This is a genomic window from Amycolatopsis sp. La24, from assembly GCF_029087445.1.
GTDB classification, from domain to species: domain Bacteria; phylum Actinomycetota; class Actinomycetes; order Mycobacteriales; family Pseudonocardiaceae; genus Amycolatopsis; species Amycolatopsis nivea.
Genome location: NZ_JARACH010000053.1, coordinates 36,286 through 61,412, shown reverse-complemented (window position 1 = coordinate 61,412; position 25,127 = coordinate 36,286). Strand labels below are relative to the sequence as shown.

The following is a 25,127-nucleotide window of genomic DNA, read 5'->3' as shown; positions in this document are numbered from 1 at the left end:
GGACAACAGTGGAACGCGCTGGTGCGACGCCAGCCACACCAGCACGCCCACACACCCGGCCCCACCCGCAAACCCACCAACAACATCAACAAACCCAACACAAACAGAGACTCGGTGGATCCAGGTCAGATTCCTTCAAGGAGCCCTTCACGGACCTTCAGCCGGAGAGAAACCGCCCAGCGCGGCTCGTCGGCCGGTGCTCCGCATGACTTCAGCGGAGCGGCGTCCCAGGGGTGCTCGAGCCCGCCAGCCACTCGTCCCCTTCCCGGTACAGCGTCTCGACGGCGGCGCCGGTCAGGCCGGGGAGGCCCTCCCGCACGGTGAACCCGGCCTTCGTCTGGACATAGCCGAGGTGCCGGTAGCCGATCGGAAAGCGGCCGAGCAAAGCCGGATCGAGGGACAGCGAAGCCGCCGGGTCGACGGCATCGAGCCGGTCCTTCTCGTAAATCGGCTGGCGGCGCACGATCTTCCACTGCCGCTCGTGCACCGTGAGGAAGTCGTAGAACCGGCCGGTGCACACCACGTCCACGGGCACGCCGTCGACGTCCGCGCGCTGGTTGATGGTCATCTTCGTCTGGGCGACCGCGCGATCGCCGGCGATGTCGGCGGTGTGCCCGCCCAGGAAGTGCAGGATGCTCACCCCGTTCTCGAATCCCGTGCGGCTGGCGGCGATGAATTCGGACGCCGGGCCTTGGAACCAGGTCGCGCTCATCCAGCCCGTGCGAGGATGCCACACCGTGGCGAACCGATCCCAGTCCCCAGCGTCTCGCCACAGGGCCCAGTTTTCCACCAGCGCGCGGATTTCGAGCCGATCAGTGTCTGTTGTGGACAAGAGAGTTCCCTTCGGCGGAGACCGCTGTCTTGGCTTGTTCGCGGATGGGCAGGAGCAGGAATACCCCCAGCAACGGGCCGGCCGCCAGAACCGCGAGGGCGAGGAAGAGCGAACCGGTGGCGCTGAACACCGCGCCCACCGCGACCGGAGCGAAGACACCGCCGAGTTGCCAGGCGGTGTTGGCGAAACCGAAGGACCCGCCGACGAACCGCGGATCCGCGTACTGGGGCACGGTCGAGTTCGTGAGCACCGTATAGCCGTAGACGCCGAGCCCGAGGAACGGAGCGAGCACGAGCAGCATCGAGTAGCTCCGGACCAGCCCGAACACCGCCAGGATGAGCGCGAAGTACCCGCTGAGCACCATCAGATGCGTCTTGCGGGTGCCGCGGACGCGGTCGGACAGGAAGCCGACCAGCGGTTTGACCCCGATGGCCGTGGTGCTGACGACGACCATCACCAGCGCCGCCTTCCCGGCGGACAGGCCGAGCGCCTTGACCATCAGCGAATTGCCCCAGGCCAGGAACCCGAGGGTGGCCCATTGCATGCCGAGGCCGGCCGCCGCGAGCGACACCAGGTTGCGATTGGCGAACATCGCGCGCAGACCGAGCCGTCCGCCGCCCGGAGCCGGGGGTTCGCCGGCGGGTTCGACCGGGGACGGCGGATTGTTGCGCAGGAGGGCCCAGCACACCGCGCCGATGGCGACGGTCAGCGCGCCGAGGAGGTAGTAGACGCCGTTCCAGTGCAGGGCCGTCAGCAACTCCGGGATGGAGGCGTTCGCGATCACCCCTCCCAGCGCGGTCGACGTGATGTACAGGCCGAACGCGGTGCCGCGCTCGCGGGGCGGGAACCAGCGGCTGATCAGCTTGGTGAAGGACGCGACGTCGGCGCCGCTGACCAGCCCGATGAGGATCTGGATCGCGATTCCCACGCCGACGTTCTTGACGCTGCCGAACGCGAAGGTCAGCATTCCCGCGGTCACCAACGAGATCCCGGCTGCCATCCGGCCGCCGATCAGGTCGGCGACGATGCCGCCGGGGATGTTGGTGACGACGTAGCCGATGGACAGCGCCGTGGCGAAGATCCCGAGCTGGGCCACGGAAAGTCCGAGGGAATGCGAAGCGTCGACGGCGACTACCGACCACGCGGTGCGGTTGATGTAGATGAGGGTGAAAGCCAGCCAGCAGCTGGCCAAGATCACCCAGCGGTAGCGGGAAACGGCCGGGTGCTCGGGCAGGGCTGTGCCTGCGGACGGCTCCGCGGTGTCCATGCGAGGACCTCCTTGTCCTGGATGGTGAGGTGTCAGTGCAGCAAGCCCCATTCGCGGAGCTGTGCCGCGTTGTGGCGCAAGGCGGCGCGTGGGGTGCGGTCGAGGCTCATGTCCTCCACGGACACCCAGCCGCGGTAGCCGTGCTCGTGAAGGAGTCCCAGGACGTGCGGGACGTCGACCTCGCCGTCTTCGAGCGGCGTCCACCCCGGCCGCCATGCCCCGCCCGGCGACCGGAAGTGCGCGGCGTTCTTCAGATGCACGTGCCCGAGGTGATCGCCGAGCAGGTCGAGCGCGATTTCGTGCGCCTCGTAGCCTTCGAAGACGACATTCCCGACGTCGTAGATGACGCCGACGTGCGCCGGGTCGAACCGCGCGACCACCCGGTGCGCCAAAGACGCGCTGGAGCAGATGGTGTTGTGGTGGATCTCCAGCAACGCCCGGACGCCGGTTTCCTTCGCCGTGGCCTCGACGTCGGCGAAGAACGCGACTGTTTCTCCGTAGAGGACGGAATACGATTTGTTCGTGCGGGAGATTCTCGGTGCCTGCAACCGGATCTGTCCTGCACCGGCGGCTGTGGCCATGTCGCAGGCCAGCCGGAGCGTGGCGGTGTCGCCGACTTCGACGTAGGGCGCCAGTCCGACCACTTCGAGCCCCGCCGCGCGAGTTTCCGCCGCCGTGCGCTCCGCCGCCGCGACGTCGAGCGGGAGGGTGGACCGGTGGTCCACGAGGAACGGGTGCGCGGGCCGGGCATCCGGGATGCTGCCGGGACGCGGCTCGACGCGCCATTCGACACCGCCGAACCCGGCCGCGGCGATTTCGGCGATCGATTCGCCGATGTCCAGGGTGGGCAACGAGATCGTCGCGACGCTGAACCTCATCGCCGCGAAGAGCGCTCGACGGCGAGCGGCGTCCGGGGGAGCGGGGCGAGCTGGGCGCCGCCGCAGACATGCAGGACTTCGCCGGTGATGAAGGACGCGGCGGGCGAGGCGAGGAACGCGACGGCGTTCGCGACATCGCGGGGTTCGGCCATGCGCAAGAGCGGGGTGATCGCCTGGTACTGCTCCATCAGACGCCGCATTTGCTCCTCGTCGCGGTCGTAGCCGGTGAAATCCGATTCGATGAAGCTGGGCGCCACGGCGTTGGCGGTGACGCGGTATTTCGCCAGTTCGGTGGCGAACGAGCGGGTCATGCCGACGAGACCGGCCTTCATCGTCGTGTAGGCCACCGGGCCGCCGGAAACCCAGTTCCGCGAGGCGATGTTGACGATCGCGCCGCTGTTTTGCGCCTTGAAGAAACCGAGCGCGCGGCTCACCAGGATCGCCGGCGCGCGCAGGTTCACGCCGCTCATCAGGTCCCAGTCGTCCGGGGCGAGTTCGGACAGGGTCGAACGGCGGTTCACCGCGGCGTTGTTGACGACGATGTCGATCCGGCCGAACCGGGCGCCCGTCTCATCCACCAGCGACTCGATCGCCTCGACGGACCCGAGGTCGGCGGCGATGTCGACGGCGGGGGCGGCGAACCGCTCGCGGAACCCCGCGACGGTCGCGGCTGCCGCTTCCTTGTTCACGTCCGCCACCACGACGGCGACGCCGTCCTCGAGGAGCCGCGCGGCGATGGCGCTCCCCAGTTTTCCGGCCCCGCCGGTGACGATGGCGACGCGTTGCGGCTCGGTCATTCTCTTCTTTCCTTTCAGTGCACGAAAAAGAACTCGGTCAGCGGATCCAGTCCGCGATGGCGGCCACGACCTCGCCGGGATGCTCGTGGTGGGTCCAATGGCCGCCGGGAAGCACCTGGATCCGGGCGGCAGGAAGGATTTCCCGGGCGAGAGCGGCACGTTCTTCGTTCCGGTAGAACGCCAGGACCGGAACGGGGAACCCGGCGAAGAACCTGGCGGTCTCGGTCTGGAAATGCAGGGCCTCCGGCGCGAAGGCGAAGTCGGCGAACAGATCGCGGATCGCTTCCGGCGTGGCCGAGACCGGCCCGCCGGCGCCCGGCAACGGGCTCGGCCCGGACTTCAGGAAGTGCTCGGCCGCGACGGCGACGGGATCCTCCCGCCGGAGCCGCCCGGCCAGCGCCTCGATCCGCGCGCGGTCGTCGTCGGGAAGCCCGAACGCCGGATCGACGACCACCAGACCGGCGACGAGTTCCGGCTCCCGCCGGGCGAGGAAGGCGGCCGCCTCGCTGCCCGCGGAGTGCCCGACCAGCACGACGCGAGCGAGCCCGAGCCGATCGAGCACGGCCCGGACGTCGGCCGCGACATCCGGGAGCCGCATGCCCTCGCCCGGCCGGGACTCGCCGTGCCCGCGCAGGTCGACGGCCACGACCGGAGCGAGGGCACGGAGACCGTCGAGGATCGGAGCCCAGTCCGCACGGGACCGGGCCCAGCCGTGCACGAGCACGAAGGAGAACGGCGCGGCGCCACCGGAAAACCGCTCGAAAGCCAGCTCGACGATCTTTGCGCTCATGGGGTCCTCCGGGGAGTGTCTTCGGTCCTCAGATCGTCAGCGGCCGCCGGTTATTTAGCAAATACCTGTTATTGGCCATCCTCATGCTCCGGAGGCATAGCATGTCCCCATGCTTGAGTTGCGTCAGCTCGACTACTTCCGCGCGGTGGCCGAATACGGCTCGATCTCGCGCGCCGCGGCCGCACTGCACCTCACTCAGCCCACGCTGAGCAGGCAGATCGCCCAGCTGGAGAAGAACCTCGGGCACCAGTTGCTGCGGCGCACGCCGGCTGGCACCACGCTGACCGTCGCGGGGGAAGGCCTGCGCGCGCACCTGCTGTCGATCTTCGAACTCGTCGACCGGGTCCCGGAAGTCCTCCAGACCGCCTCGGCCGGCGGGCGCCTCGTGCATCTCGGAGTGCCCTCGGGAGTTCCGCACGGCTGGATCGAGGATTACCTGGCGTCGGTTGCCGCCGAGGCGCCGGAGGTCCGGTTCGCCATCGTCGAGGCCACCAGCGAGGAACAGCGGCGGATGCTCAACAACGGTCTGCTCGATCTGAGCTTGATGCACACCGAACCGCCCGAACTCCACGCGGAATTGCTGTTCCGGCAACGACTCGGCTGCGTCTTCCGCGAAGACGCGCTCCCGGCCGGCCGAACCGAAATCGACGTCACGGACCTCGCCGGGCTGCGTGTCATGGCGCATTCCTCCAAGGGCGAGGAAATCAGTCTCCGCACCGCCGCCTCGACCACCCGGACCGAAGTCGACTGGCTGTTTCGCGCCTTCTCCGAACACAGCGAACTGATCGCCACGAGTTCCCGCGTGGACGCGGTCCTCATCGGCAATGCCTCGGCGCGCAAATGGTTCCCCGGCTGGACCTGGGTCCCGCTCAGCGAACATCGGCCCGAACACTGGATGCGCACCTGGGCCGCCTGGGCCGGCACGGACCCGAAATACGGCGACCTGCTCCTGCACTGCCTGCGGGAAACCGCACGGAAATACCGGGCCGATCCCACCTACAGCGCGCAGCCGTGAGTTCAGCAGATCGCCGAGCCGGTCCGGGCCGGTGCTTTTCGAGCCGCGCGGCCGGCCAGCCCGAAAGCGAAGGCGGCGGCCAATGCGAACACCGCGGCCTCGTAGGTCATCGCGTGCCACAACGCCCGGCCGGGGTTCCCGGCGGACGTCGCGTAGGCGATGCCCGCGAACGTGACGCCGAGGGTTCCGCCCAATTGCTGTGCCGTCGGGAGAAGACCCGAGACCGAGGTCGCGGCTTCGGGGCGGACTCTGGCGATGATCTGGGTGAACGCCGAAGCGGTGAACACGCCGAACCCGATGCCGCCGAGGCACAGCGCGAGCCAGTACAGCCACCGCAGGGCCGGGTCGCCGATGGTCGCCGGGACGACCAGCGACACCGATCCCATGGCCAGGGCGGACGACGCCAGAGCCCACGGGCTGAAGCGCCGGCCCAGCCTCTTCGCGATCCCGCTCCCGGCCAGTGCCCCGATGGCGTACGGGGTGATGCCGAACCCGGTCTGAAGCGGACTCCAGCCCTGCGCGCCCTGCAGATGCATCGACAGCAACAGCGTGAAGGACGGCACTCCGGCGTTGAAGACCAGGACGATGCCCAGCCCCCATCGCGTCGCCGGTTCGGCCCATGCGGACGGATGGACGAGCGGTTCCGCCGCCCTGCGCTGGGAAATCGCGAAACCGGCCAGCAGAGCCGCGGCCAGCGCCAGGCTCAGCCACGTCCACCACGGCCAGCCGGCGTCCCGCCCCATTGTCAGGGGAAAAACCAGCAGGGCCAAGCCGAACAGGCTCAGCGCCGCCCCGGTCCGGTCGACGCGTGCCGCCGCGCGTTCGCCGTGGTCCGGCGGCAGCGCGGGGGAGAGCGCGAGGGCGGCGATGCCGACGGGAACGGTCAGCAGCATCGCCGCCCGCCAGCCGAGTCCGAGCGGGTCGAGCTGGATGAGCACGCCGCCGAGCACCGGGCCCGCGAGCGACGCGGCCGCCATGGTCGCGCCGAACGCGCTCAACGCGGCGGCACGACGGCCCGGGGGCACCGCGGACTGGATGATCGACAGAATCTGCGGCGCCATCAGCCCGCTGCCGAAACCCTGCAACAGCCGTCCGGCGATCAACACCCACGCTTCGGGCGCGGCGGCCGCCCCGACCGAGGCGAGAGTGAACAGCGCCATCCCGGCGACGAACATCCTCCGGTAGCCGTAGTTGTCGCCCAGCCGCGCGGAAACGATCAGCGAGCAGGCGTAGGCGAGGGTGTAGGCGGCGAGAACCAATTGGCTCTCGCCTGCCCCGGCGCCCAGATCTCGCTGGACGTCGACCACGCCCACCTGCATGACCGTGACGCTGAACAGCTGCACGAACGTGCCGGACAGGATGATCGGCAGGAGAAGCCGCCGCGAGGGGGACCGCGTCGTGGTCATCGGGCGGACCGCTGCAGCGCGATGGCGGCGAACAGCGTCGCCAGCTCCTCCGGCCGGATCACGAACGGCGAATGGCCGCCCGGCAGGGAATGCACCTGGAACGGATTGTCCGGCGTCACCTGGTCGGCCTCGGCGATCATCAGATCCTGGGTCACTGGCGGCAGGGCGAGGTCGCCGGTCAACCGGAGGTAGGCGCGCGGGAGCCGTCCCCAGCGCTCCGCCGAGAGCGGAACCGGCGTGCCGTAGTGCGAGAACGGGTGATCCGGGTGCAGGAACTGCCGCCACGAGTCCGGCGCGTCCGCGGGGAGGTCGTTCAGGAACGCCCGGCGGATCACGTCGGTGACCGCCGGGTCGGGAGAAAGCGGATTGATCCGGATCGCGCCCAGTTCGGCCGGGTCGCCGACCGGCGGAATCTGGACGGCGCCGGCGTTCTCCTCGGCTTCGATGTAGTCGGAGAACCGCGGCCGGCCCGCGGGCACGAACGCGGACAGGTACACGAGGCGGTCGACCAGTTCGGGCGCCTGCTCCGCGGCGGCCGACACTACGGAACCCGCGGCGCTGTGCGCGACCAGCAGCACATTCCGGTAGCGGGTGCGGGCGCTGACCAGCGCTTCGAGCACGACATCGGTGCTGTCCTGCAAGGTGAGGTCGCTCAACGCCGATTTCTCGGCCGCGAGCCCCGGCTGGCCGGGCTGGAAGTACCCGCTGGGGACGGGCGCGCCGAGCCCGCTGCCGGGCAGGTCGACGGCGATGCTGGCCAGGCCGTGGCGGCTGAGCGCGCGCTGGGTCGGGCTCCAGTGCAGGGCGGCGTGCCAGGCACCGTGCACGAGCAGCAGGACGGTCTCGGACGAGGACGGACGGGTCATTCCAGGGCCCTTCGCAAGGGTTGATCACGGACCGCACCAGGTCACCGCAGCTCCACCCCGTTATCCATGCTCATATCTGACAGGATCCTTCGTCATACTTTCCGCGTATCGTGGCCGCGTGGAAGCCCGTCACCTTCGCTACGCTCTGGCGCTCGCCGAGCACCAGCATTTCGGCCGCGCCGCGGCGTCACTGGGCATCGCGCAGCCGCCGCTGTCGACCCAGATCGCCGCGCTCGAACGCGAGATCGGCGAGCGGCTGTTCGACCGCACCCCGCGCGGCGTTTTCCCCACCGCCGCGGGCAATGCCTTCCTCGCCAGGGCGGGCAGCGCGCTCGCCGAGATGAGACTCGCGCGCGTCGAGGCGGGCCGGGCCGCGCGCGGGGAGACCGGGCGGTTGCGGCTCGGGTTCATCGGGTCCGCGCTGCTCGACCCGCTGCCGGGCGTGCTCGGCCGGTTCCGGCGGGCCCGTCCGGACGTCCGGACGGGCCTCCAGGAACTGGACACGCCGACCGCGTCCGCGGCCCTGCTCGCCGGCGAACTGGATGTCGCGGTGGGGCGCGGCGGCCCTCGCGGAGCCGGGGCGGAGGACCTGGTGACGGTGCCCATCGGCGCGGATCATCTGGTCGCCGTGGTCTCGTCGGCGCACCCCTTCGCCGGGCAGCGGTCCGTCGAGGCCGGGCAGCTGGCGCGCGAGCCGCTCGTGGTCAGCGCGGACGCCGCCGGTTCTTACCTGCGACCGTTGTTCGAGCACGATCCCGCCGCCCTCGACGGGGCCGCGCTGGCGCGCGACGTCCACACGATCGCCGGGCTCGCCGCCTGCGGCGCGGGGGTCGGGCTCGGCCCGAACCGGATGCGCCTGATCGCTCGCGACGACATCCGGTTCTGCGACGTCGAGCCCCGCTTCCGGCTGCCGGATTTGCAGATGTCCTTCCGAGCCGCCGACTCCTCGCCGGTTCTCGCGGCGTTCCTCGCCGTGGTGCGGCGGAACTGCGCGGAGGTCGGCTCCCGGCTGGACGACCTGCTCGCCCGCCATCCGGCGCTGGGCGCTTCATGACCGTCGAGTCCACTGTGGACGCGAGAAAACTCAACGACCGCAAGGAGAACTATGCCGCGGGACACGCTCGAATCGGTGCGCCTCGACGACGTGGAACTGGCTTACCGCGTCGAAGGCGACGGGCCGGAGCTGGTCGTCCTGGTGCACGGGTGGCCGCAGACGAACGCGTGCTGGCGGCACGTTATCGAGCCGCTCAGCCAGGGCCGCACCGTCGTCGCCCCGGATCTGCGCGGTTACGGCGCTTCGGGCCTCGCCCGGTCCGGGGACTACAGCAAACGGGCCGCCGCCGCGGACCTGAGCGGCCTGATCCATCACCTGGGGTTCGAGTCGGCGTCGGTGGTCGGGCACGACCGCGGCGCGCGCGTCGCGCATCGCTGGGCGCTCGATCGCCCGGCGGAGGTCAAAGCGCTTGCGCTGCTGGACATTCTCCCCACGAGGGTGGTCATGAACTCGTTCGACCGCGATTCGGCGAGCGCGATGTGGCACTGGTTCTTCCACCGGAACACGGAGCTCGCGGCGAAGCTGGTCGACGGGAACGTCGAGGCGTATCTCGGTCATTTCTTCGCCAGGGTGCGCGAATCCGGCGCCGTCGACGAGGAAACCTTCCAGCACTACGTCGAGGCGTTCAGCGACCCGGCGCGGCTGCGGGCGTCCTTCGAGGACTACCGGACCGGCTTCACGGCCGACCTCGAACGCGACGAGGCGGATCACGCCAGCGGACTGCGGGTGCGGGCCCCGCTGCTGCTCCTGTGGGGCGCCGAGGGCGGACTCGGCGGGCGCGACGTGGTGCGCGTCTGGCAGGACCATCACGCCGCTCCCGCCGCGGTCACCGGTCGTGCCGTCCCCGGCGGCCACTACGTTCCGGAAGAAGCGCCTGGCGAGGTCGTGGACGCCGTCGAGGCCTTTCTCAAGCGGACGCGCTGACCTTCTCGAAGCGCCATACCCGACGAACTGCTGCTTGCTCGCGTCGCTGCCGACCTGTCCCTGCCCGGCCGCTTCCCACGCGGATTCGCTTTCCGGTCCGGCGCCGAGACCGGACTCTGCCGTCGCGTCCGCCGCTGAGCGGCAACCGAGCCGCCGCGCACCATTGAATCGATTCGTCCCGGTGGTCGCCGATATTTCCGGGAGGCGGGCGACGATCTTTCCGCGCCCTCGGGCCGTCCGGTGCCACGATCGTGGCGGTCCGTTTCCGCAGGTCGAAGCAGCCCCGGTCCGGCGGGGGCATCGGTGGGTGCGTTGCCCGATCCTGCTGTCAATGCTGCCCTTGCGTAGCCGACTGAGACGTAGATCTCCACCGTTGGGGTGAAATCTCCCCCGTCGGGCAGCTTAGGCTCTTACGGCGCGTTACTTATTGAGAAACATTCACTTCGGTCCGGACAGGTTCGCGACCGGGTAACGAAGGAGGCGCCGTCGTGGAAACCGAACCGCAGGTCGTCCGCGCGACGATCATCTTCGGGCTGCGCACGTTCGGGTCCGTCCCGCTGCCGGTGCGCGCCGATCTGGAATACGACCCGGCGGATCCGTTCGCGGTGTCGGTCGGCTACCACGCGGGCGGCGGAGTCGTGCGCTGGCTGTTCGGGCGGGACCTGCTCGCCGACGGCCTGCTCGCCCCGGCCGGCGACGGAGACGTCCAGGTGCGTCCCGCCGCCGACGACAGCCGCGTGCTGGTGGAGCTGAACGCACCCGACGGCTCCGCGGTGCTGGAGGCGGCGGCGAACGAACTCGCCGACTTCCTCGACCGCACCTACGACGAGGTCCCGGTCGGTTCCGAAGACCGTTGCTTCGACTTCGACGAGGAACTCGCGAAGCTCGCCCTGCGCGACTGACTGTCCATAGTGGACATCGGCCGCAGCGGCCGGAAGGCTCCCGGGCAGGAGAGATGACCTGCTGCGGGAGCGGGCGAGGCTTCGTCGCTGCGCTAATGCCTGCCGCGTCGAGGATTCGGCCCGAGGGTGGATAGGCCCATCGGCCAGCTCGGGTCCGGCGGGCTCGCCTCGCAATCATCACTGAAGCCGGGCCGAGTCGCCCCGCGAAGATCACCCAGGGCCCGGCGACCTCGTGTCGCAAGGATCAAGTGAAGCCGGGCGGGCTTGCGTGGCGAGGATCAACCGAAGTCCGGTGGGCTCGTGCCGCGAGGATCAGCTGAGGCCGGGCGCGCTCGCACTGCGAGGATCAGCTGAAGCCCGGCGGGCTCGAGCCGCGAGCACCAACTGAAGCCAGGCGGAGTCTGAAGCCCGGCGGAGCCGCACTCCAAGAACCGCCAGCCGCGGCGCGAGCGGCGAACCGCGAACGGCGAACCGGGCATCCCCCGACCAGGTGCCCCCGCATGAACGGCCGATGAACGAAATCCGCACCGTCGCCGCGAAACCGGCATCCCGCCAACAACCGCGCCCGTAGGACTCCGCCCCAGCGCACCCTGTCACCACTGCATCATCGTCAGCCCCCCGACCAGGCGGACTCGGCCGCCGCGTGAGTGAACCTCGTGGTGATCCGGGTTGACCGCACCAGGAGAACGCGTACGGTCGCCTGTGTTGGCTGTTGTCCAGAACCATACTGCGGTCAGCGCCCCAAGCAGGTCTCTGCGAAAGGAGCGCAAACCCATGACTCTCCACCTTCCCGGCGTCACCGCGCCGGTGGAACTGACCGTCCGCGCGACGAGGCAGGCGGACGCCATTCACCTCGCTCCGGTCGGGGACCTCGACGCGGCTACCGCGCATGTTTTCGCGGCGGCCGTCGCGCCGTTGGCCGGGCCGGTGGTCGTCGACCTGTCCGGTGTCGCGTTTCTGAGCTGCGCGGGCGTTCGCGCCCTGCTCGACGCGCATCAGCGGAATCCTCAGTTCACTGTCGTGGTCGGACCGGCGCATGCCGTCCGGCGGTGTCTTTCGGTGACCGGCGCCGATGAGATTCTGGGTGTCCGCGAGGCGGTCGCCGCCTGATCCAGCGAGTTTCACGACCGCCGCGCACGGGTAGGCCGCCGACATGACGATCGAGACGAACCGCGTTCCGCAGCTCGAACTCAACAACGGCGTCCGGATTCCGCAGTTCGGCCTGGGCGTCTTCCAGATTCCGCCGGAGGAAACGGCCGCGGCGGTGCGCGAAGCCCTCGAGGCCGGGTACCGGCACCTCGACACCGCGCAGATGTACCGCAACGAAGAAGGCGTCGGCGCGGGCATCCGCGATTCGGGCGTACCGCGCGAGGAAATCTTCGTCACCACAAAGCTGGCGAACGACGCGCAGGGCCACGACAACGCGATCAACGCGCTGGAGGGCAGCCTGCAGCGGCTCGAACTGGACTACGTCGACCTCTACCTGATCCACTGGCCGCTGCCGAAACAGGACAGGTACGTCGCCACCTGGCACGGTTTCGAGGAACTGCTGCGCGCCGGCAAGGCCCGCGCGATCGGGGTGTCCAATTTCCAGATCCCGCACCTCGAACGGCTGGCCGCCGAGTCGGCGACGGTGCCCGCGGTCAACCAGATCGAGCTGCATCCCGCGCTGCAGCAACCGGAACTGCGCGCGTACCACGAGGCGCACGGCATCGTGACCGAGGCGTGGAGCCCGCTGGCGCAAGGCGAGGTCCTCGAAGACCCGCTGCTGGCCGAACTGGCCGAGAAACACGGCAAAACGCCCGCCCAGATCGTGTTGCGCTGGCACATCCAGCTCGGCAACGTCGTGTTCCCGAAGTCGTCGTCGCCGAAGCGGATGCGGGAGAACATCGACATCTTCGACTTCTCCCTGAGCGACGGCGACCTGGACGTCCTCAGCGGACTCGACGAAGGCCGCCGGACGGGCTTCGACCCGGACACCTTCGAAGGCTGAACCGGATCGGCCGGCCGCCCGTGTAGGCAACGTGCGACTGTCCTGTTTCGTAGTGCCCGGCGACATCGAAGACCTCGGCGTGCCCAGCGGCGGCAACACCTACGACCGCCGCATGGCCGAGCAGCTGCGGGTGCGGCTGCGGCCAGTCGGCGGGACCTGGCCGGACGGCGACCGGCATCAGCTGGACCAGGTCCTCGCCGAGGTCCCCGACGGCGCGAAAGTGCTGCTCGACGGCTTGATCGCGTGCGGAGTGCCGGACGTCCTCGCCCGGCACGCGGACCGGATCGGCCTGGCCGTCCTCGTGCATCTGCCGCTGGCCGACGAAACCGGCCTGGACCCACAGCGCGCGGCCGACCTCGACGCCCGCGAACGGAAGTCGCTCCACCTGGCGGACCAGGTCATCGTCACCAGCCCCGCCGCCGCCCGCGCCGTCGAGCAGCGGCACGGCCTCGCGACTGTCCACATCGCACCGCCGGGGACCGATCCGGCACCGCGGGCGACCGGGACCGACGGGGTGTCCCAGCTGGTCTGTGTCGCCGCGGTGACCCCGCGCAAGGGTCAGGACATCCTCCTTAAAGCACTGTCCGAAGTAGACGGACTGAAGGTGGACCTCGTCGGCTCGCGCACCCGAAACCCGGCCTACGCCAACAGCTTGAGCCACCCTCGCGCCCACTTCACCGGCCCGCTCGCCGGAGAAGCGCTAGAGAACGCCTACGACCGCGCCGACCTGCTCGTCCTGCCTTCGCACGCCGAGACGTACGGCATGGTCGTCACGGAAGCGCTCGCGCGCGGAATTCCGGTGCTGGCCTCGAACGTTGGCGGCGTACCCGACGCGCTCGGCCGGACACCGGAAGGAGAGCTGCCGGGAATGCTCGTCCCGCCCGGCGACGAAACAGCGCTGGCGGACGCGCTCCGGAGCTGGCGCGACGACCCTGACCTGCGGAAACGACTCCGTGCTGCGGCTGTCGCACGAGCGCGCACACTGGAGGGATGGGCCGAGGCAGCGGCCCGGTTGCGCGGAATCTTGGCGGTGGCTTGATGCGGTGGCTGCGACTGCTGGCCGGGGCCGCGCTCATCGCCGCGTTGTGGTGGCGGCTCGGCACGGGAGCGTTCACCGGCGGCCTGCGGGCTCTGGGACCGGGACCGATCTCGATAGCCCTGGTCATCGGCGTCGTGACCACGCTCGCGAGCGCCGCGCGCTGGCGGCTGGTCGCGGGTCGGCTCGGCCTGCACCTGCCGTTTCGTGAAGCCGTCGGCGACTACTACGGCGCGCAATTCCTCAACGGCGTCCTCCCGGCCGGCGTGCTCGGCGACGTCCACCGCGCCGTCCAGCACGGACGACGATCGGGCGACGTCGGCCGCGGCATCCGAGCAGTCGTGCTCGAACGCGCCGCCGGACAGACCCTGGTGGTGGTCGCCGGACTGGCCGTCGTGGTCTTCCGGCCGGAGCTGCTGCCGCGGCAGGTGCTGATCTGCCTGGGGATCGTGATCGTGGCGCTGGCCGTCGTCGCGGTGGCGATGCGGAAACGGCTGCGGCACGTCTGGGCGGCCGACATCCGGACCGGCGTGCTCGAAGCGTGGCCCGGCGTCACCGGCTGGTCTCTGCTGGCGGCGGCCGGGCATCTGACGCTGTTCGTGGTCGCCGCCCGCGCGGCCGGGGCGACCGCGCCGTTGAGCGTCCTGCTGCCGCTGCTCGTGCTCGCGTTGCTGGCGATGGGGATGCCGCTGAACGTCGGCGGATTCGGCCCGCGCGAAGGCGCCGCGGCGGTTTCGTTCGCCGCCGCCGGACTGGGCGCGGAACAGGGCGTGACGGTCGCGGTCGGCTACGGCGTGCTCGGTCTGGTCTCGACGCTGCCCGGCGGGGCGGTTCTCGCGCTCCGCCGGATGATCCGGCGGCCGGGCCCGGACGCCCGGCCGGTATCGTCCGGCCGGTGGCGGCGGCTTTTCGGGGGATTCGGCGACGGTGGTTCGCGGCGCTGGCCGTCGTCCCCGTTCTGGCCGCGTCGGCCTGCGCGTCTTCGGTCGCGGCGATCACCCGGGCAGGCGACGTCGTGCACACCGCAGCCGGCGCTGTCCGCGGCAGTGTCGCTCCCGATCACCGGCTCTTCCAAGGCATCCCGTACGCGGCCGCACCTGTCGGCGAGCGGCGCTGGCAGCCGCCCGCCCCGGTCGAGCCCTGGACGGGGGAGCGCGACGCCACGAAACCAGGGCCCCGCTGTCCGCAGGCCGCCGACGGAGCCCTGACCAGCGAAGACTGCCTCTATCTGAACGTCTGGACCCCGCCGGCCGGCGAGACCGGACGGCCGGTCCTGGTGTGGCTGCACGGCGGCGCGTTCCTCAGCGGCGGCGGCGACCGCTACGGCGCCGCCCGGCTGGTCGAGCGCGGCGACGCGGTGGTCGTCACGCTCAACTACCGGCTCGGCGCGCTCGGCTTCCTCGCCGACCCGTCGCTGGGCCCGGAGCCCGGGAACTACGGCTTCCTCGACCAGCAGCAGGCGCTCCTGTGGGTGCGCGACAACATCGCATCCTTCGGCGGCGACCCGAACCAGGTGACCATCGCGGGGGAGTCCGCGGGCGGGATGTCGGTGTGCGACCACCTCGTCGCCCCCGGCTCGCGCGGGCTGTTCCGCGCCGCGATCATCCAAAGTGGACCGTGCCAGGCGCAGGCGACGTTGCCCGCCGCCGAAAGCAAGAGCATCGAGTACGCCGCCGCGCGCGGCTGCACCGACCGCCGGACCGCCGCGAAGTGCCTGCGGGAGTTGCCCGTCGGGAAACTCCGGACCGCTCCGGCGTACGGCTCGATCGCGGGCATCGAGATGCCGGGACCGGTCACCGGCGGTTCGGTGCTGCCCGGGAAGGTTCCCGCGACTCCGGTGCCGGTCATGCTGGGCACGACGCACGACGAGTTCACGTATTTCCTCGCCGAACAGGCCGCGGCCGGCCGCGAAGTCACGCGGCACGGCTACCCGCAAGCGCTTGCCAACGTCTTCCCGCACGCCGACGCGGTCGCTCGCGAGTACCCGGTGGATGCGTTCAGCGGCAACGCATCGCTGGCGTACGCGGCGGCTGTGACCGACTGGGCGTTCGCCTGCCCGTCCGCGCGGCTCGCCAGTTCGCTGCCCAGTGTGTCGACCTACGAGTTCAACGATCCGACCTCGCCGGCGGCGGCCGCGTTGCGCGCGCCGTTCCCGCTCGGGGCCACGCACACCGCGGAGCTGCCCTACCTGTTCGATTTCGCCGGGCAGCCAACGACATTCACCCCGGCGCAGCAACGGCTCGCGGACCGGATGGTGGACGACTGGACGGCGTTCGTCCGCGGCGGCCCGACCGGGCAGGCGGTCGCGTACCGGCCGGGCGGCGCGCAGCCGCTGACCGGATTCGCGAAAGATCACCACTGCGGGTTCTGGGCTTCTCTACGCTGACCGGATGACCGTCCGCGCCGAAGACCTCGACGAAGCCCTCGCCTGCGTGTCCGCCGCTCTCGAGCCGGTCACCGACGGCGACTGGACGCGTCCGGCAGGCGATCTCGAGTGGGATTGCCGCTACACCGCGGAGCACCTCGGGGACACGCTTCTGTCCTACGCCGCGCAGGTCGCGAGCCGCCCGGCCGACCGCTACGTGCGCTTCCTCGCCAAAACCGACGCCGACGCGTCCCCGGCCGAACTGCTCGAATTCGCTCTCACCGGCGGGCGTTTGCTCGCCGCCGCGGTCCGGAGCAGCCGACCGGACGAGCGCGCCTACCACCCGACCGGCCGCTCGGATCCGGCCGGTTTCGCCGCGATGGGCTGCGTGGAACTGCTGCTGCACGGGGACGACATCGCACAAGGCCTCGGCGTCGCGATCGACCCGCCGCGCGGCACCTGCGCCCGCGTCGTCGCGCGGCTTTTCCCCGAGCAGGAGCCGATTCCCGACGCTTGGGACGCGCTGCGCTGGTGCGCCGGGCGGATCGCCCTGCCCGGACGGCCCCGGCGGACCGGCTGGAAGTGGCGGGGCAGCCCGCTCGAGGACCGCTCGAATCCCGAGGAGTGAACACGCCTGCCCGGGGGCTGGTCACATCCGGTAGTCTTGACCACCAGGTCGAGAGGCGCTGCAACGGACCGGTGGTCCGCCACGCTCGGCCGGTACCACGATCCAAGGGCGCCTCCGTGAACTCATGCGGAGGTGGCGATGACCCAGAACCTGCGGAACCTGCTCGACCAGCGCGTCGTCGTGCTCGACGGGGCCTGGGGCACGATGCTGCAGGGGGCCGGTCTCGCTCCCGAGGACTACCGGGCGGACTGGCTCGAGGGCCACGAGAAGGACGTCACCGGCGACCCGGACCTGCTGAACCTCACGCGGCCGGACGTCGTGCTCGACGTGCACCGCCAGTACCTCGCCGCGGGCGCGGACATCACCACCACCAACACGTTCACCGCCACCAGCATCGGCCAGGCCGACTACGGCCTCCAGGACCGGGTGCGCGAGATGAACCTGCGCGCCGCGGAACTCGCGCGCCAGGCCGCCGACGAGTTCGGCGACCGCTTCGTGGCCGGGTCGATCGGCCCGCTCAACGTCACGCTGTCGCTGTCGCCGCGCGTCGAGGACCCGGCGTTCCGCGCGGTCACCTACGAAGAGGTCAAGGCCTCCTACGCCGAGCAGATCAAGGCGCTCGCCGACGGCGGCGTCGACCTGCTGATGATCGAGACCATCTTCGACACCCTCAACTGCAAGGCCGCGATCACCGCGGCCCGCGAGGTCGCGCCGCACCTGCCGCTGTGGATCTCGGTGACCATCGTCGACCTGTCCGGGCGCACGCTGTCCGGCCAGACCGTCGAGGCGTTCTGGACCTCCGTCGCGCACGCGCGCCCGATGGTCGTCGGCGTCAACTGTTCGCTCGGCGCCGCGGAAATGCGCCCGCACGTGGAGGAACTGTCGAAGCTCGCCGACACCTACACCGCGTGCCACCCGAACGCGGGCCTGCCCAACGCCTTCGGCGGCTACGACCAGACGCCCGAGGAAACCGGCGGCATGCTCGGCGAGTTCGCCGGGTCCGGGATGGTCAACATCGTCGGCGGCTGCTGCGGCACCTCGCCCGCGCACATCGCGAAGATCGCCGAGGCCGTCAAGGGCCTGCCGCCGCGTCCGGTGCCCGCGCACGAATCGAGCACGCGGTTCTCCGGCCTCGAACCGTTCAAGATCGGCGCGGATACCGGGTTCGTGATGATCGGCGAGCGCACCAACGTCACCGGCTCGGCGAAGTTCCGCAGGCTGATCGAGGCGGGCGACCACCAGGCGGCGGTGGACGTCGCGCTGGAGCAGGTCCGCGGCGGCGCGAACCTGCTCGACGTCAACTTCGACGCCGACCTGCTCGAATCCGAGCAGGAGATGACGACGTTCCTCAACCTCATCGCCACCGAGCCCGAGGTCGCGCGCATCCCGGTGATGATCGACAGTTCGCGCTGGAGCGTGCTGGAGGCCGGGCTCCGCTGCGTGCAGGGCAAGGGCGTGGTCAACTCGATCAGCCTCAAGGAGGGCGAGGGCCCGTTCCTGGAGCAGGCGCGGCGCATCCACGACTACGGCGCCGGCGTCGTGGTGATGGCCTTCGACGAGAAGGGCCAGGCCGACACGGTCGAGCGCAAGGTCGAAATCTGTTCCCGCGCCTACGATCTGCTCACCCGCGAGGCCGGTTTCGCGGGCGAGGACATCATTTTCGACCCGAACGTGCTCGCCGTCGCCACCGGCATCAGCGAGCACAACGGCTACGCGAAGGCGTTCATCGAGGCGCTGCCGCTGATCAAGGAACGCTGTCCGGGCGCGCACACCTCCGGCGGCATCTCGAACCTGTCGTTCTCCTTCCGCGGCAACAACGTCGTGCGCGAGGCGATGCACTCGGCGTTCCTGTTCCACGCCGTGCGCGCCGGGCTCGACATGGGCATCGTCAACGCCGGCCAGCTCGCGGTGTACGAGGACATCCCGAAGGACCTGCTGGAACTCGTCGAGGACGTCCTGTTCGACCGCCGCGAGGACGCCACCGACCGGCTCGTGGAGTTCGCCGAGACGGTCAAGGGCAGCGGGACCAAGCGCGTGGTCGACCTGTCCTGGCGGGAAAACCCGGTGGCGGAACGGCTTTCGCACGCGCTGGTGCACGGCATCGTGGACTTCATCGAGGACGACACCGAGGAAGCCCGGCAGGAGTTCGACCGGCCGCTCGAGGTCATCGAGGGCCCGCTGATGGACGGCATGAAGATCGTCGGCGACCTGTTCGGCTCCGGGAAGATGTTCCTGCCGCAGGTCGTGAAGAGCGCGCGGGTGATGAAGCGGTCGGTGGCCTATCTCGAGCCGTACATGGAGGCGGAGAAGGCCAAACTGCAGGCAGAGGGCCGCTTCGAGACAACCCGCGGGCAGGGCAAGGTCGTGCTCGCCACGGTGAAGGGCGACGTGCACGACATCGGCAAGAACATCGTCGGCGTCGTGCTGGGCTGCAACAACTACGAGGTGATCGACCTCGGCGTGATGGTGCCCGCGGCGCAGATCCTCGACACCGCGGTCGCCGAGCACGCGGACGTCGTCGGGCTGTCCGGGCTGATCACGCCGTCGCTGGACGAGATGGTGTCGGTCGCGCAGGAAATGCAGCGGCGCGGGCTGAAGCTGCCGCTGCTGATCGGCGGCGCGACCACGTCGAAGCAGCACACCGCGGTCAAGATCGCCCCGGCGTACGACCACACGACGGTGCACGTGCTCGACGCGTCGCGAGTGGTCGGAGTGGTGTCCGACCTGCTCGACACCGACCGCGCGGACGCGCTGGACACCGCCAACCGCGCGGAGCAGCAGCGGCTGCGGATCCAGCACGAAAACCGGCACTCGACGCCGATGCTGACTCTTCAGCAAGCCCGCGCCAACGCCGAGAAGGTGTCGTTCGACGAGATCCCGACGCCGGAGTTCACCGGCGTGCGCGTGGTCGAGCCGTCGATTCCCGAGCTGCGCGAGATGATCGACTGGCAGTTCCTGTTCCTGGCCTGGGAACTCAAGGGCAAGTACCCGGCGATCCTCGACCAGCCGGTCGCGCGCGAGCTGTTCGACGACGCGAACCAGCTGCTGGACGAGATCATCGAGAACGGCTCGTTCACCGCACGCGGCGCGTACGCGTTCTGGCCCGCGCATTCCGAGGGCGACGACATCCTGCTCGACGGCGAGTACTCGGACTGGAAGTTCCCGATGCTGCGCCAGCAGACGCAGAAGCCGGACGGCCGCGCGAACCGGTGCCTGGCCGACTACATCGCCCCCGCCGGTTTCGGCGACCACCTGGGCGGATTCGCGGTCGGGATCCACGGCGCGGAGGACCTGGCCGCTCGCTACGAAGCCGAGCACGACGACTACCGGGCGATCATGGTGAAGGCGCTGGCCGACCGGCTGGCCGAGGCGTTCGCCGAGTACCTGCACCTGGAAGCCCGCCGCCGCTGGTTCGAGCCGGACGTGCAGCCGGACCTGGCGGACCTGCACGCGGAACGCTTCCGCGGCATCCGCCCGGCGCTCGGCTACCCGGCGAGCCCGGACCACAGCGAGAAGAAGGACCTGTTCGAGCTGCTGGGCGCCGACGAGCTGGGGATCGGGCTGACCGAGTCGTACGCGATGACCCCGGCCGCCGCGGTGAGCGGGCTGATCTTCGCGCACCCGGAATCGCGGTACTTCACGGTCGGCCGCCTGGGCCGCGACCAGATGGAAGACTACGCGGCCCGGCGCGGCGAGGAACTGTCCGAAGTGGAGCGGTGGCTGCGGCCCAATCTGGCTTACTGAGCCGCGTTTCGCCGTGGCCCTTGGGTGACGGGCGTCGAGGTGCGTGAGGGGATCTGATTCGCTCAGGGTTCCCCTCACGGCATCTCTGAAAGCGGCCGTTCCCGGAGATGCTTCAGGACAGCAGTTCGGCGAGCCGCTCGGTGTCGCGCAGGTACTGCTCGTACGGAAAACCCGCCTTCAGCAAGGCCTCCCGGAACTCGTCCCGGAGCGGTTTCCCGGTGTCGTGGAAGGCTCTGCGGCCCGCGTCGGTGAGCGTGACCAGCCGCCGTCGGGCGTGGTCGGGGTCCTGGCGCACCTGGACGAGCCCGGCTGATTCCAGCGGGCGCAGCGCGCGGCTGATCGCCGGGTCGGACACCGACATCGCCTGCGCGAGCTGGTGCTGTGTCGCGGGTTCGATGTCGTCCACTGTGCCCAGCAGGCGCAGCTGGCTGTAGGTCAGCCCGGCTGAGTCGTCCGCGCGTTTCCGCGCGGCTTCGCCCAGCAGGTACACCACTCGATGAAGCGCTTCGGCAAGTCCGTCGTCCACGGGAGCGAGCCTACCAGGAGTGTTGACGGGTTAATATTAACTATGCAAGACTCATCGGCATGGAGATCCCTTACGTCGCTCAGACCCTGTTCCCCCTGATCTGGCCGCTGATCGCGGTCGCCGGCGCGCTGATCCGCACCCGGAAGAGCCCTTCGCCGCAGGCCAGGCTCGAAACCTGGCAGCGGTGGTGGGCCGTCGCCGCGCTCGGCTGCGGCAGTCTGTGGATGGTCTTGGCCTTCCTCGGCATGCCGGGCGTGATGGCCGACACGATCGGGTTCGCCCGCTCGCCGTTCCAGTTCGAGATCGCGTTCGCCAACCTCGGGCTCGCAGTGATGGGCTTCCGCGCCGCCTCGTCGTCGGCCACCGCCCGGGAACGGATCACCGTCGGCCTCGGCGCCGGGATGTTCCTGTGGGGCGCGCTGATCGGCCACGTGTACCAGTGGTTCGCCAACGGCGACCACGCGCCGGGCAACACCGGCGGCGTCCTGGTCTGCGACCTGCTGTTCCCGGCGGTGCTGATCGTCCTCGCCGTCCGCTCGAAGCGACTGGCCACGGCTGTCGAAAAGCCCGCGCTGGTCTAGCCGACCTGCACGTCGTGGCCGCTGGGTTTAGTTTCGACGCCGTGGCAAGACTCAGTGTGGTCCGATTCGGACTGGTCGCGGGACTGGTCGTGCTCGCGGCCGGCGCGGCAGTGCTCAGCGCGACGGTGTCGCCCTGGTGGTGGTTCCTGGCAGGACCGTTGCTGCTGCTCGCGGCGACCGGGGTGTACGACGTGATCCAGCGGCGGCATTCGGTGCTGCGGAACTATCCGGTGCTCGGGCACCTGCGGTTCCTGCTCGAAAGCATCCGGCCGGAATTGCAGCAGTACTTTGTGGAACGCAACTTCGACGGCCGCCCCTACGACCGCGACGTCCGGTCCATTGTCTACCAGCGCGCCAAGGGCACGGCCGCGGAAGAACCATTCGGCACCGAGCGCGACGTATACGCCGAGGGATACGAATTCCTCGTCCCGTCCCTCGCGCCGGTGCCGGTTCCGGATCACGCGCCGCGAGTCCGGGTCGGCGGGCCGGACTGTACGAAGCCGTACGAGATGGCGTTGCTGAATGTGTCCGCGATGAGCTTCGGTTCCTTGTCCAGCAACGCGATCCTCGCGCTGAACCAAGGTGCCGCCCGCGGTGGCTTCGCCCACGACACCGGCGAAGGCGGCTTGTCGGAGTATCACCTGCGGGGCGGCGGCGACCTGATCTGGGAAATCGGCACCGGCTACTTCGGCTGCCGAACCTCGGACGGAGATTTCGACCCGTCGACCTTCGCCGACAAAGCCGCACACGACGCGGTGAAATGCGTTTCCCTGAAACTTTCGCAAGGTGCAAAGCCCGGGATGGGCGGTGTCCTGCCGGGTACGAAGGTGAATGCGGAAATCGCGCGGGTGCGCGAGGTCCCCATGGGAGAAACGGTGGTTTCCCCGCCGTATCACCGGGTATTCTCGACTCCTCGTGAACTGGTGCAGTTCATCGCCCGGATGCGCGAGTTGGCCGGTGGGAAGCCGACCGGGTTCAAGCTGTGCGTCGGCTCGCGGGTGCAGGTGCTGGCGGTGTGCAAGGCGATGCTGGCCGAAGGGGTCACACCGGACTTCATCGTGGTCGACGGTGCTGAAGGCGGTACCGGGGCCGCCCCGCTGGAGTTCGCGGATCACCTTGGCACGCCGCTCACCGAGGGTCTGCACATTGTCCACAATGCACTCGTTGGCACCGGTCTGCGGGACCGCATCCGGCTCGGGGCGAGCGGAAAGGTCGCGACCGGGGCGGACGTGGTGAAGCGGCTGATCCAGGGCGCGGACTACACGAACGCCGCGCGGGCGATGATGTTCGCGGTGGGATGCATCCAGTCGCAGCGTTGCCACACGAACAAGTGCCCGGTCGGGGTGGCGACGCAGGACCCGCGCCGTGGACGGGCGCTGGACGTGGGCGACAAGACCGAGCGAGTGCGGCGATACCAGGAGGCGACGGTCGCCTCGGCGATGCGCATCATGGCGGCGATGGGGGTCTCGGACCCGGCGGAGCTGTCGCCGAGGTTGCTGCGCCGCCGGGTGGATCCGCGGACGGTGCTGTCCTACGCGGAGTGGTACGACTGGCTGGAGCCTGGGCAACTGCTGGCGGAGCCGCCTCGCGACTGGGCGGAGGAGTGGGCGGCGGCGGATGCGGATCGGTTCGCTTGAGGGCGGGGGCGTTGCTGGGCGGCGGTTGATCTGGACCGGTTCTCTTGAGTGCAGGGCGCTGCTGGACGGGGGACTGGGCTGGACTTTCGCCTGAGCGCGGGAACGCCGCTGAGCGGGCGCTGATCCGGACCGGTTCGCTTGAGCGCAGGGCGCGACTGGGCGGAGGACTGGGCTGCGGCGGATGCGGCTCGGTTCGCTTGAGTGCAGGGCGCTGCTGGGCGGCGGCTGACCCGGACGTTCGCCTGAGGACGGAAGTGCCGCTGGGCAGTTGGTCTGGCCTGGTTGCGGGCGAGTCGTGCTGCGGATATTCGCCGGGTGATCGACGGCGAGGCGGGCACCTGGTCGGCCGAAGCCCCTTGCTCTTCTCCGGTTCTCTTTGGTGCCCCAATGCGGCATTGGGTGCGTCTGACGCACCGAACGCCACATTGGGTGCGTGGAACGCACCCAATGTGGCGTTGGGGCCATTTCTGCAGCGTGGTTTGCGGCGAGGTCGCGGTAGCGGCGCTTGCCAGGGCGATGCGGAGCACCGGCTGGCGAGCCGGGCTACGCGGCTCCGCTTGGTGGAGGTCCGTGAGGGCCACCCCGAGGGAATCAGATTCCGTGAGGGTGGCCCTCACGGACGTCGGCAACGCGCGCCGGGTCCGTCGGCTGGGGCGGGAACTTCGTCCCACCGCAGAGAAAACCCCATGGGGACATGCCGGGCGAAGCGTCGTTGCCAAGCTGAGGGGGGCAGTTGGGCGAGGAGTGTTGCCGGGCTGAGGCCGGTTGGGGGAAGGGTCGTTGCTGAGCTGGGAGCAGTTGGGCGAGGAGTTTGCTGGGCTGAGGTCGGTCGGGCGAAGGGCCGTTGTCGAGCTGGGGGCAGTCGGGTGAGGAGTTTTGCTGGGCCGACGCCGGTCGGGTGAAGAGCCACCCCATGCGGCCAGTTCCGCATCGCCGCAACCAGACCACCCCCACGGTTGACGTGCCATTCCCCGCGACTGGCCCCCGCCAGCCCCGCCGATGGGGGAGTGCGGGCGCGGCCGGGCGGAGGGATCATGGCGCCCCCGTCCGGTGGTCCACTGGCGATTCGTCCTCCGATCGGGCACGATCGGTGATCGTGGCTTCGGGAGACGGGCAGGACGCGGGCGACCTCGAGGTATCCGTCCGGTGGCGGGGGCCGGCCGCGGTGGTGACCGTGGGCGGGGAGATCGATTTGGTCACCGCGCCCGAACTCGGCGAGTTCGTGGGCGGGGTGCTCGAACGCGAGCCTGGCGTGCTGGTGGTCGACCTGCGCGCGGTCGATTTTCTCAGCTCGTCCGGGCTGCAGGTCCTGGCGGGCGCGCATCGCAAGCTCGACGCGGGCGCGCTGCGGGTCGTGAGCACGTCTTCGATCACCTCGCGGCCGTTCACGACCACCGGCCTCGACGAGTGGATCTCGCTGTTCCCCTCGGTCGACCAGGCGCTGGCCGGGGTCGCCGGAGCGGGCGGCTGACCATGGACGTGCAGGAGGACACCCGCGCGCTGAGCTGCCACGGGATCGTGGCCGAACCGGGGGCGCTGCGGGCGCTGCGGCACCGGTTGCTGGCTTGGGCGCTGGAGTCCGGCATCCCGGACGATCGCGCGCACGACATCGTGCTCGCCGGGTACGAGGCGCTGGCGAACGTCGCGGACCACGCCTATCCGGGGGAACCGGGGCTGGTGGATCTCGACGCGGTGTGCCGGCCGGACAGCGTCGAGGTCGTGATCGCCGACCACGGCGAGTGGCGTCCGCCGGACGAGGCCGAGGACGATCCGGTGTCGGTGCGCGGGCGCGGGTTGCTGCTTGTGCAGGCGACGGCGGACCAAGCGGACGTGCGGACCGGCGCGGACGGCACGGTGGTCACGCTCGGCTGGAAGCTCTGACGGAC

22 protein-coding genes, 1 pseudogene and 1 riboswitch are annotated in these 25,127 nt (G+C 70.1%); of the genes and pseudogenes, 15 read left to right on the top strand and 8 right to left on the bottom strand.

The window, feature by feature from the left end:
• Positions 1-211 precede the first annotated feature (211 nt).
• The 5 genes from PUT80_RS35075 to PUT80_RS35055 are packed head-to-tail and all read right to left on the bottom strand — an operon-like array spanning position 212 to position 4,564.
• Positions 212-832 (bottom strand): nuclear transport factor 2 family protein, encoded by a 621-nt coding sequence (locus tag PUT80_RS35075; protein ID WP_275294711.1) that lies wholly within the window; start codon positions 830-832, stop codon positions 212-214.
• Positions 813-2,099, bottom strand: coding sequence for an MFS transporter (locus tag PUT80_RS35070; RefSeq protein WP_275294710.1), 1,287 nt, complete (start codon positions 2,097-2,099; stop codon positions 813-815). Before PUT80_RS35070 ends, PUT80_RS35075 begins: the two co-directional genes overlap by 20 nt.
• 32 nt (positions 2,100-2,131) lie before the next feature.
• Positions 2,132-2,977: a sugar phosphate isomerase/epimerase gene (locus PUT80_RS35065; protein ID WP_275294709.1), complete on the bottom strand. Its 846-nt coding sequence runs from the start codon at positions 2,975-2,977 to the stop codon at positions 2,132-2,134.
• Positions 2,974-3,774 carry an SDR family NAD(P)-dependent oxidoreductase gene (locus PUT80_RS35060; RefSeq protein WP_275294708.1) on the bottom strand — a complete coding sequence of 267 codons (801 nt, stop codon included), beginning with the start codon at positions 3,772-3,774 and terminating at the stop codon, positions 2,974-2,976. Before PUT80_RS35060 ends, PUT80_RS35065 begins: the two co-directional genes overlap by 4 nt.
• A gap of 37 nt (positions 3,775-3,811) precedes the next feature.
• Positions 3,812-4,564, bottom strand: a complete 753-nt coding sequence (locus PUT80_RS35055; protein ID WP_275294707.1) for an alpha/beta fold hydrolase — start codon at positions 4,562-4,564, stop codon at positions 3,812-3,814.
• Positions 4,565-4,673: 109 nt separating this feature from the next.
• Here PUT80_RS35055 and PUT80_RS35050 point away from each other — a divergent pair, with 109 nt between their 5' ends.
• The gene (locus PUT80_RS35050) at positions 4,674-5,579 is read left to right on the top strand and encodes a LysR family transcriptional regulator (protein ID WP_275294706.1); all 906 of its coding nucleotides are present in this window, start codon (positions 4,674-4,676) and stop codon (positions 5,577-5,579) included.
• 2 nt (positions 5,580-5,581) lie between these two features.
• Here PUT80_RS35050 and PUT80_RS35045 read toward each other — a convergent pair whose 3' ends face one another.
• Both PUT80_RS35045 and PUT80_RS35040 read right to left on the bottom strand, forming a co-directional pair.
• A complete protein-coding gene (locus PUT80_RS35045) occupies positions 5,582-6,985 on the bottom strand; it encodes an MFS transporter (RefSeq protein WP_275294705.1) in 1,404 nt (467 codons plus the stop codon).
• Positions 6,982-7,851, bottom strand: a complete 870-nt coding sequence (locus tag PUT80_RS35040) for an alpha/beta fold hydrolase (protein ID WP_275294704.1) — start codon at positions 7,849-7,851, stop codon at positions 6,982-6,984. The genes PUT80_RS35045 and PUT80_RS35040 overlap by 4 nt, the downstream gene beginning before the upstream one ends.
• A gap of 118 nt (positions 7,852-7,969) precedes the next feature.
• Here PUT80_RS35040 and PUT80_RS35035 point away from each other — a divergent pair, with 118 nt between their 5' ends.
• The 10 genes and pseudogenes from PUT80_RS35035 (at position 7,970) to metH (ending at position 20,497) form a co-directional block, all read left to right on the top strand.
• Entirely contained in the window at positions 7,970-8,905 is a 936-nt protein-coding gene (locus PUT80_RS35035) for a LysR family transcriptional regulator (RefSeq protein ID WP_275294703.1), read from the top strand.
• 51 nt (positions 8,906-8,956) lie between these two features.
• The gene (locus tag PUT80_RS35030; protein WP_275294702.1) at positions 8,957-9,829 is read left to right on the top strand and encodes an alpha/beta hydrolase; all 873 of its coding nucleotides are present in this window, start codon (positions 8,957-8,959) and stop codon (positions 9,827-9,829) included.
• Positions 9,830-10,317: 488 nt separating this feature from the next.
• Positions 10,318-10,731, top strand: coding sequence for an SsgA family sporulation/cell division regulator (locus tag PUT80_RS35025; protein WP_037818751.1), 414 nt, complete (start codon positions 10,318-10,320; stop codon positions 10,729-10,731).
• A 774-nt stretch (positions 10,732-11,505) separates the two neighbouring features.
• A complete protein-coding gene (locus tag PUT80_RS35020; protein WP_275294701.1) occupies positions 11,506-11,841 on the top strand; it encodes an STAS domain-containing protein in 336 nt (111 codons plus the stop codon).
• Positions 11,842-11,884: 43 nt separating this feature from the next.
• Positions 11,885-12,724, top strand: coding sequence for an aldo/keto reductase (locus PUT80_RS35015; protein ID WP_238607249.1), 840 nt, complete (start codon positions 11,885-11,887; stop codon positions 12,722-12,724).
• A gap of 52 nt (positions 12,725-12,776) precedes the next feature.
• Entirely contained in the window at positions 12,777-13,763 is a 987-nt protein-coding gene (locus PUT80_RS35010) for a glycosyltransferase family 4 protein (protein WP_275294700.1), read from the top strand.
• Positions 13,715-14,572: pseudogene (locus PUT80_RS35005) on the top strand (lysylphosphatidylglycerol synthase domain-containing protein); the annotation flags it as partial. The gene PUT80_RS35010 and the pseudogene PUT80_RS35005, both read left to right, overlap by 49 nt.
• A gap of 203 nt (positions 14,573-14,775) precedes the next feature.
• Positions 14,776-16,146, top strand: coding sequence for a carboxylesterase family protein (locus tag PUT80_RS35000; protein WP_275294699.1), 1,371 nt, complete (start codon positions 14,776-14,778; stop codon positions 16,144-16,146).
• A 4-nt stretch (positions 16,147-16,150) separates the two neighbouring features.
• Positions 16,151-16,753: a maleylpyruvate isomerase N-terminal domain-containing protein gene (locus PUT80_RS34995; RefSeq protein WP_275294698.1), complete on the top strand. Its 603-nt coding sequence runs from the start codon at positions 16,151-16,153 to the stop codon at positions 16,751-16,753.
• A gap of 44 nt (positions 16,754-16,797) precedes the next feature.
• Positions 16,798-16,874, top strand: a riboswitch (S-adenosyl-L-homocysteine riboswitch).
• A 17-nt stretch (positions 16,875-16,891) separates the two neighbouring features.
• The gene (metH, locus tag PUT80_RS34990; RefSeq protein ID WP_275294697.1) at positions 16,892-20,497 is read left to right on the top strand and encodes a methionine synthase; all 3,606 of its coding nucleotides are present in this window, start codon (positions 16,892-16,894) and stop codon (positions 20,495-20,497) included.
• 112 nt (positions 20,498-20,609) lie between these two features.
• On the opposite strand, the gene PUT80_RS34985 is transcribed toward metH, so the two are convergent.
• The gene (locus PUT80_RS34985; RefSeq protein WP_037818764.1) at positions 20,610-21,023 is read right to left on the bottom strand and encodes a MarR family transcriptional regulator; all 414 of its coding nucleotides are present in this window, start codon (positions 21,021-21,023) and stop codon (positions 20,610-20,612) included.
• Between the two features lie 59 nt (positions 21,024-21,082).
• Between PUT80_RS34985 and PUT80_RS34980 the strand changes: the two genes are divergently transcribed.
• From PUT80_RS34980 to PUT80_RS34965, 4 genes are all read left to right on the top strand, one after another.
• Positions 21,083-21,604: a DUF6790 family protein gene (locus PUT80_RS34980; protein ID WP_275294696.1), complete on the top strand. Its 522-nt coding sequence runs from the start codon at positions 21,083-21,085 to the stop codon at positions 21,602-21,604.
• Positions 21,605-21,645: 41 nt separating this feature from the next.
• Positions 21,646-23,241 (top strand): FMN-binding glutamate synthase family protein, encoded by a 1,596-nt coding sequence (locus PUT80_RS34975; RefSeq protein WP_343076912.1) that lies wholly within the window; start codon positions 21,646-21,648, stop codon positions 23,239-23,241.
• Positions 23,242-24,337: 1,096 nt separating this feature from the next.
• Complete coding sequence (locus PUT80_RS34970) at positions 24,338-24,712, top strand: STAS domain-containing protein (protein WP_051172419.1); 375 nt, start codon at positions 24,338-24,340, stop codon at positions 24,710-24,712.
• Positions 24,713-24,714: 2 nt separating this feature from the next.
• Positions 24,715-25,122: an ATP-binding protein gene (locus tag PUT80_RS34965; RefSeq protein WP_037818767.1), complete on the top strand. Its 408-nt coding sequence runs from the start codon at positions 24,715-24,717 to the stop codon at positions 25,120-25,122.
• Positions 25,123-25,127 lie beyond the last annotated feature (5 nt).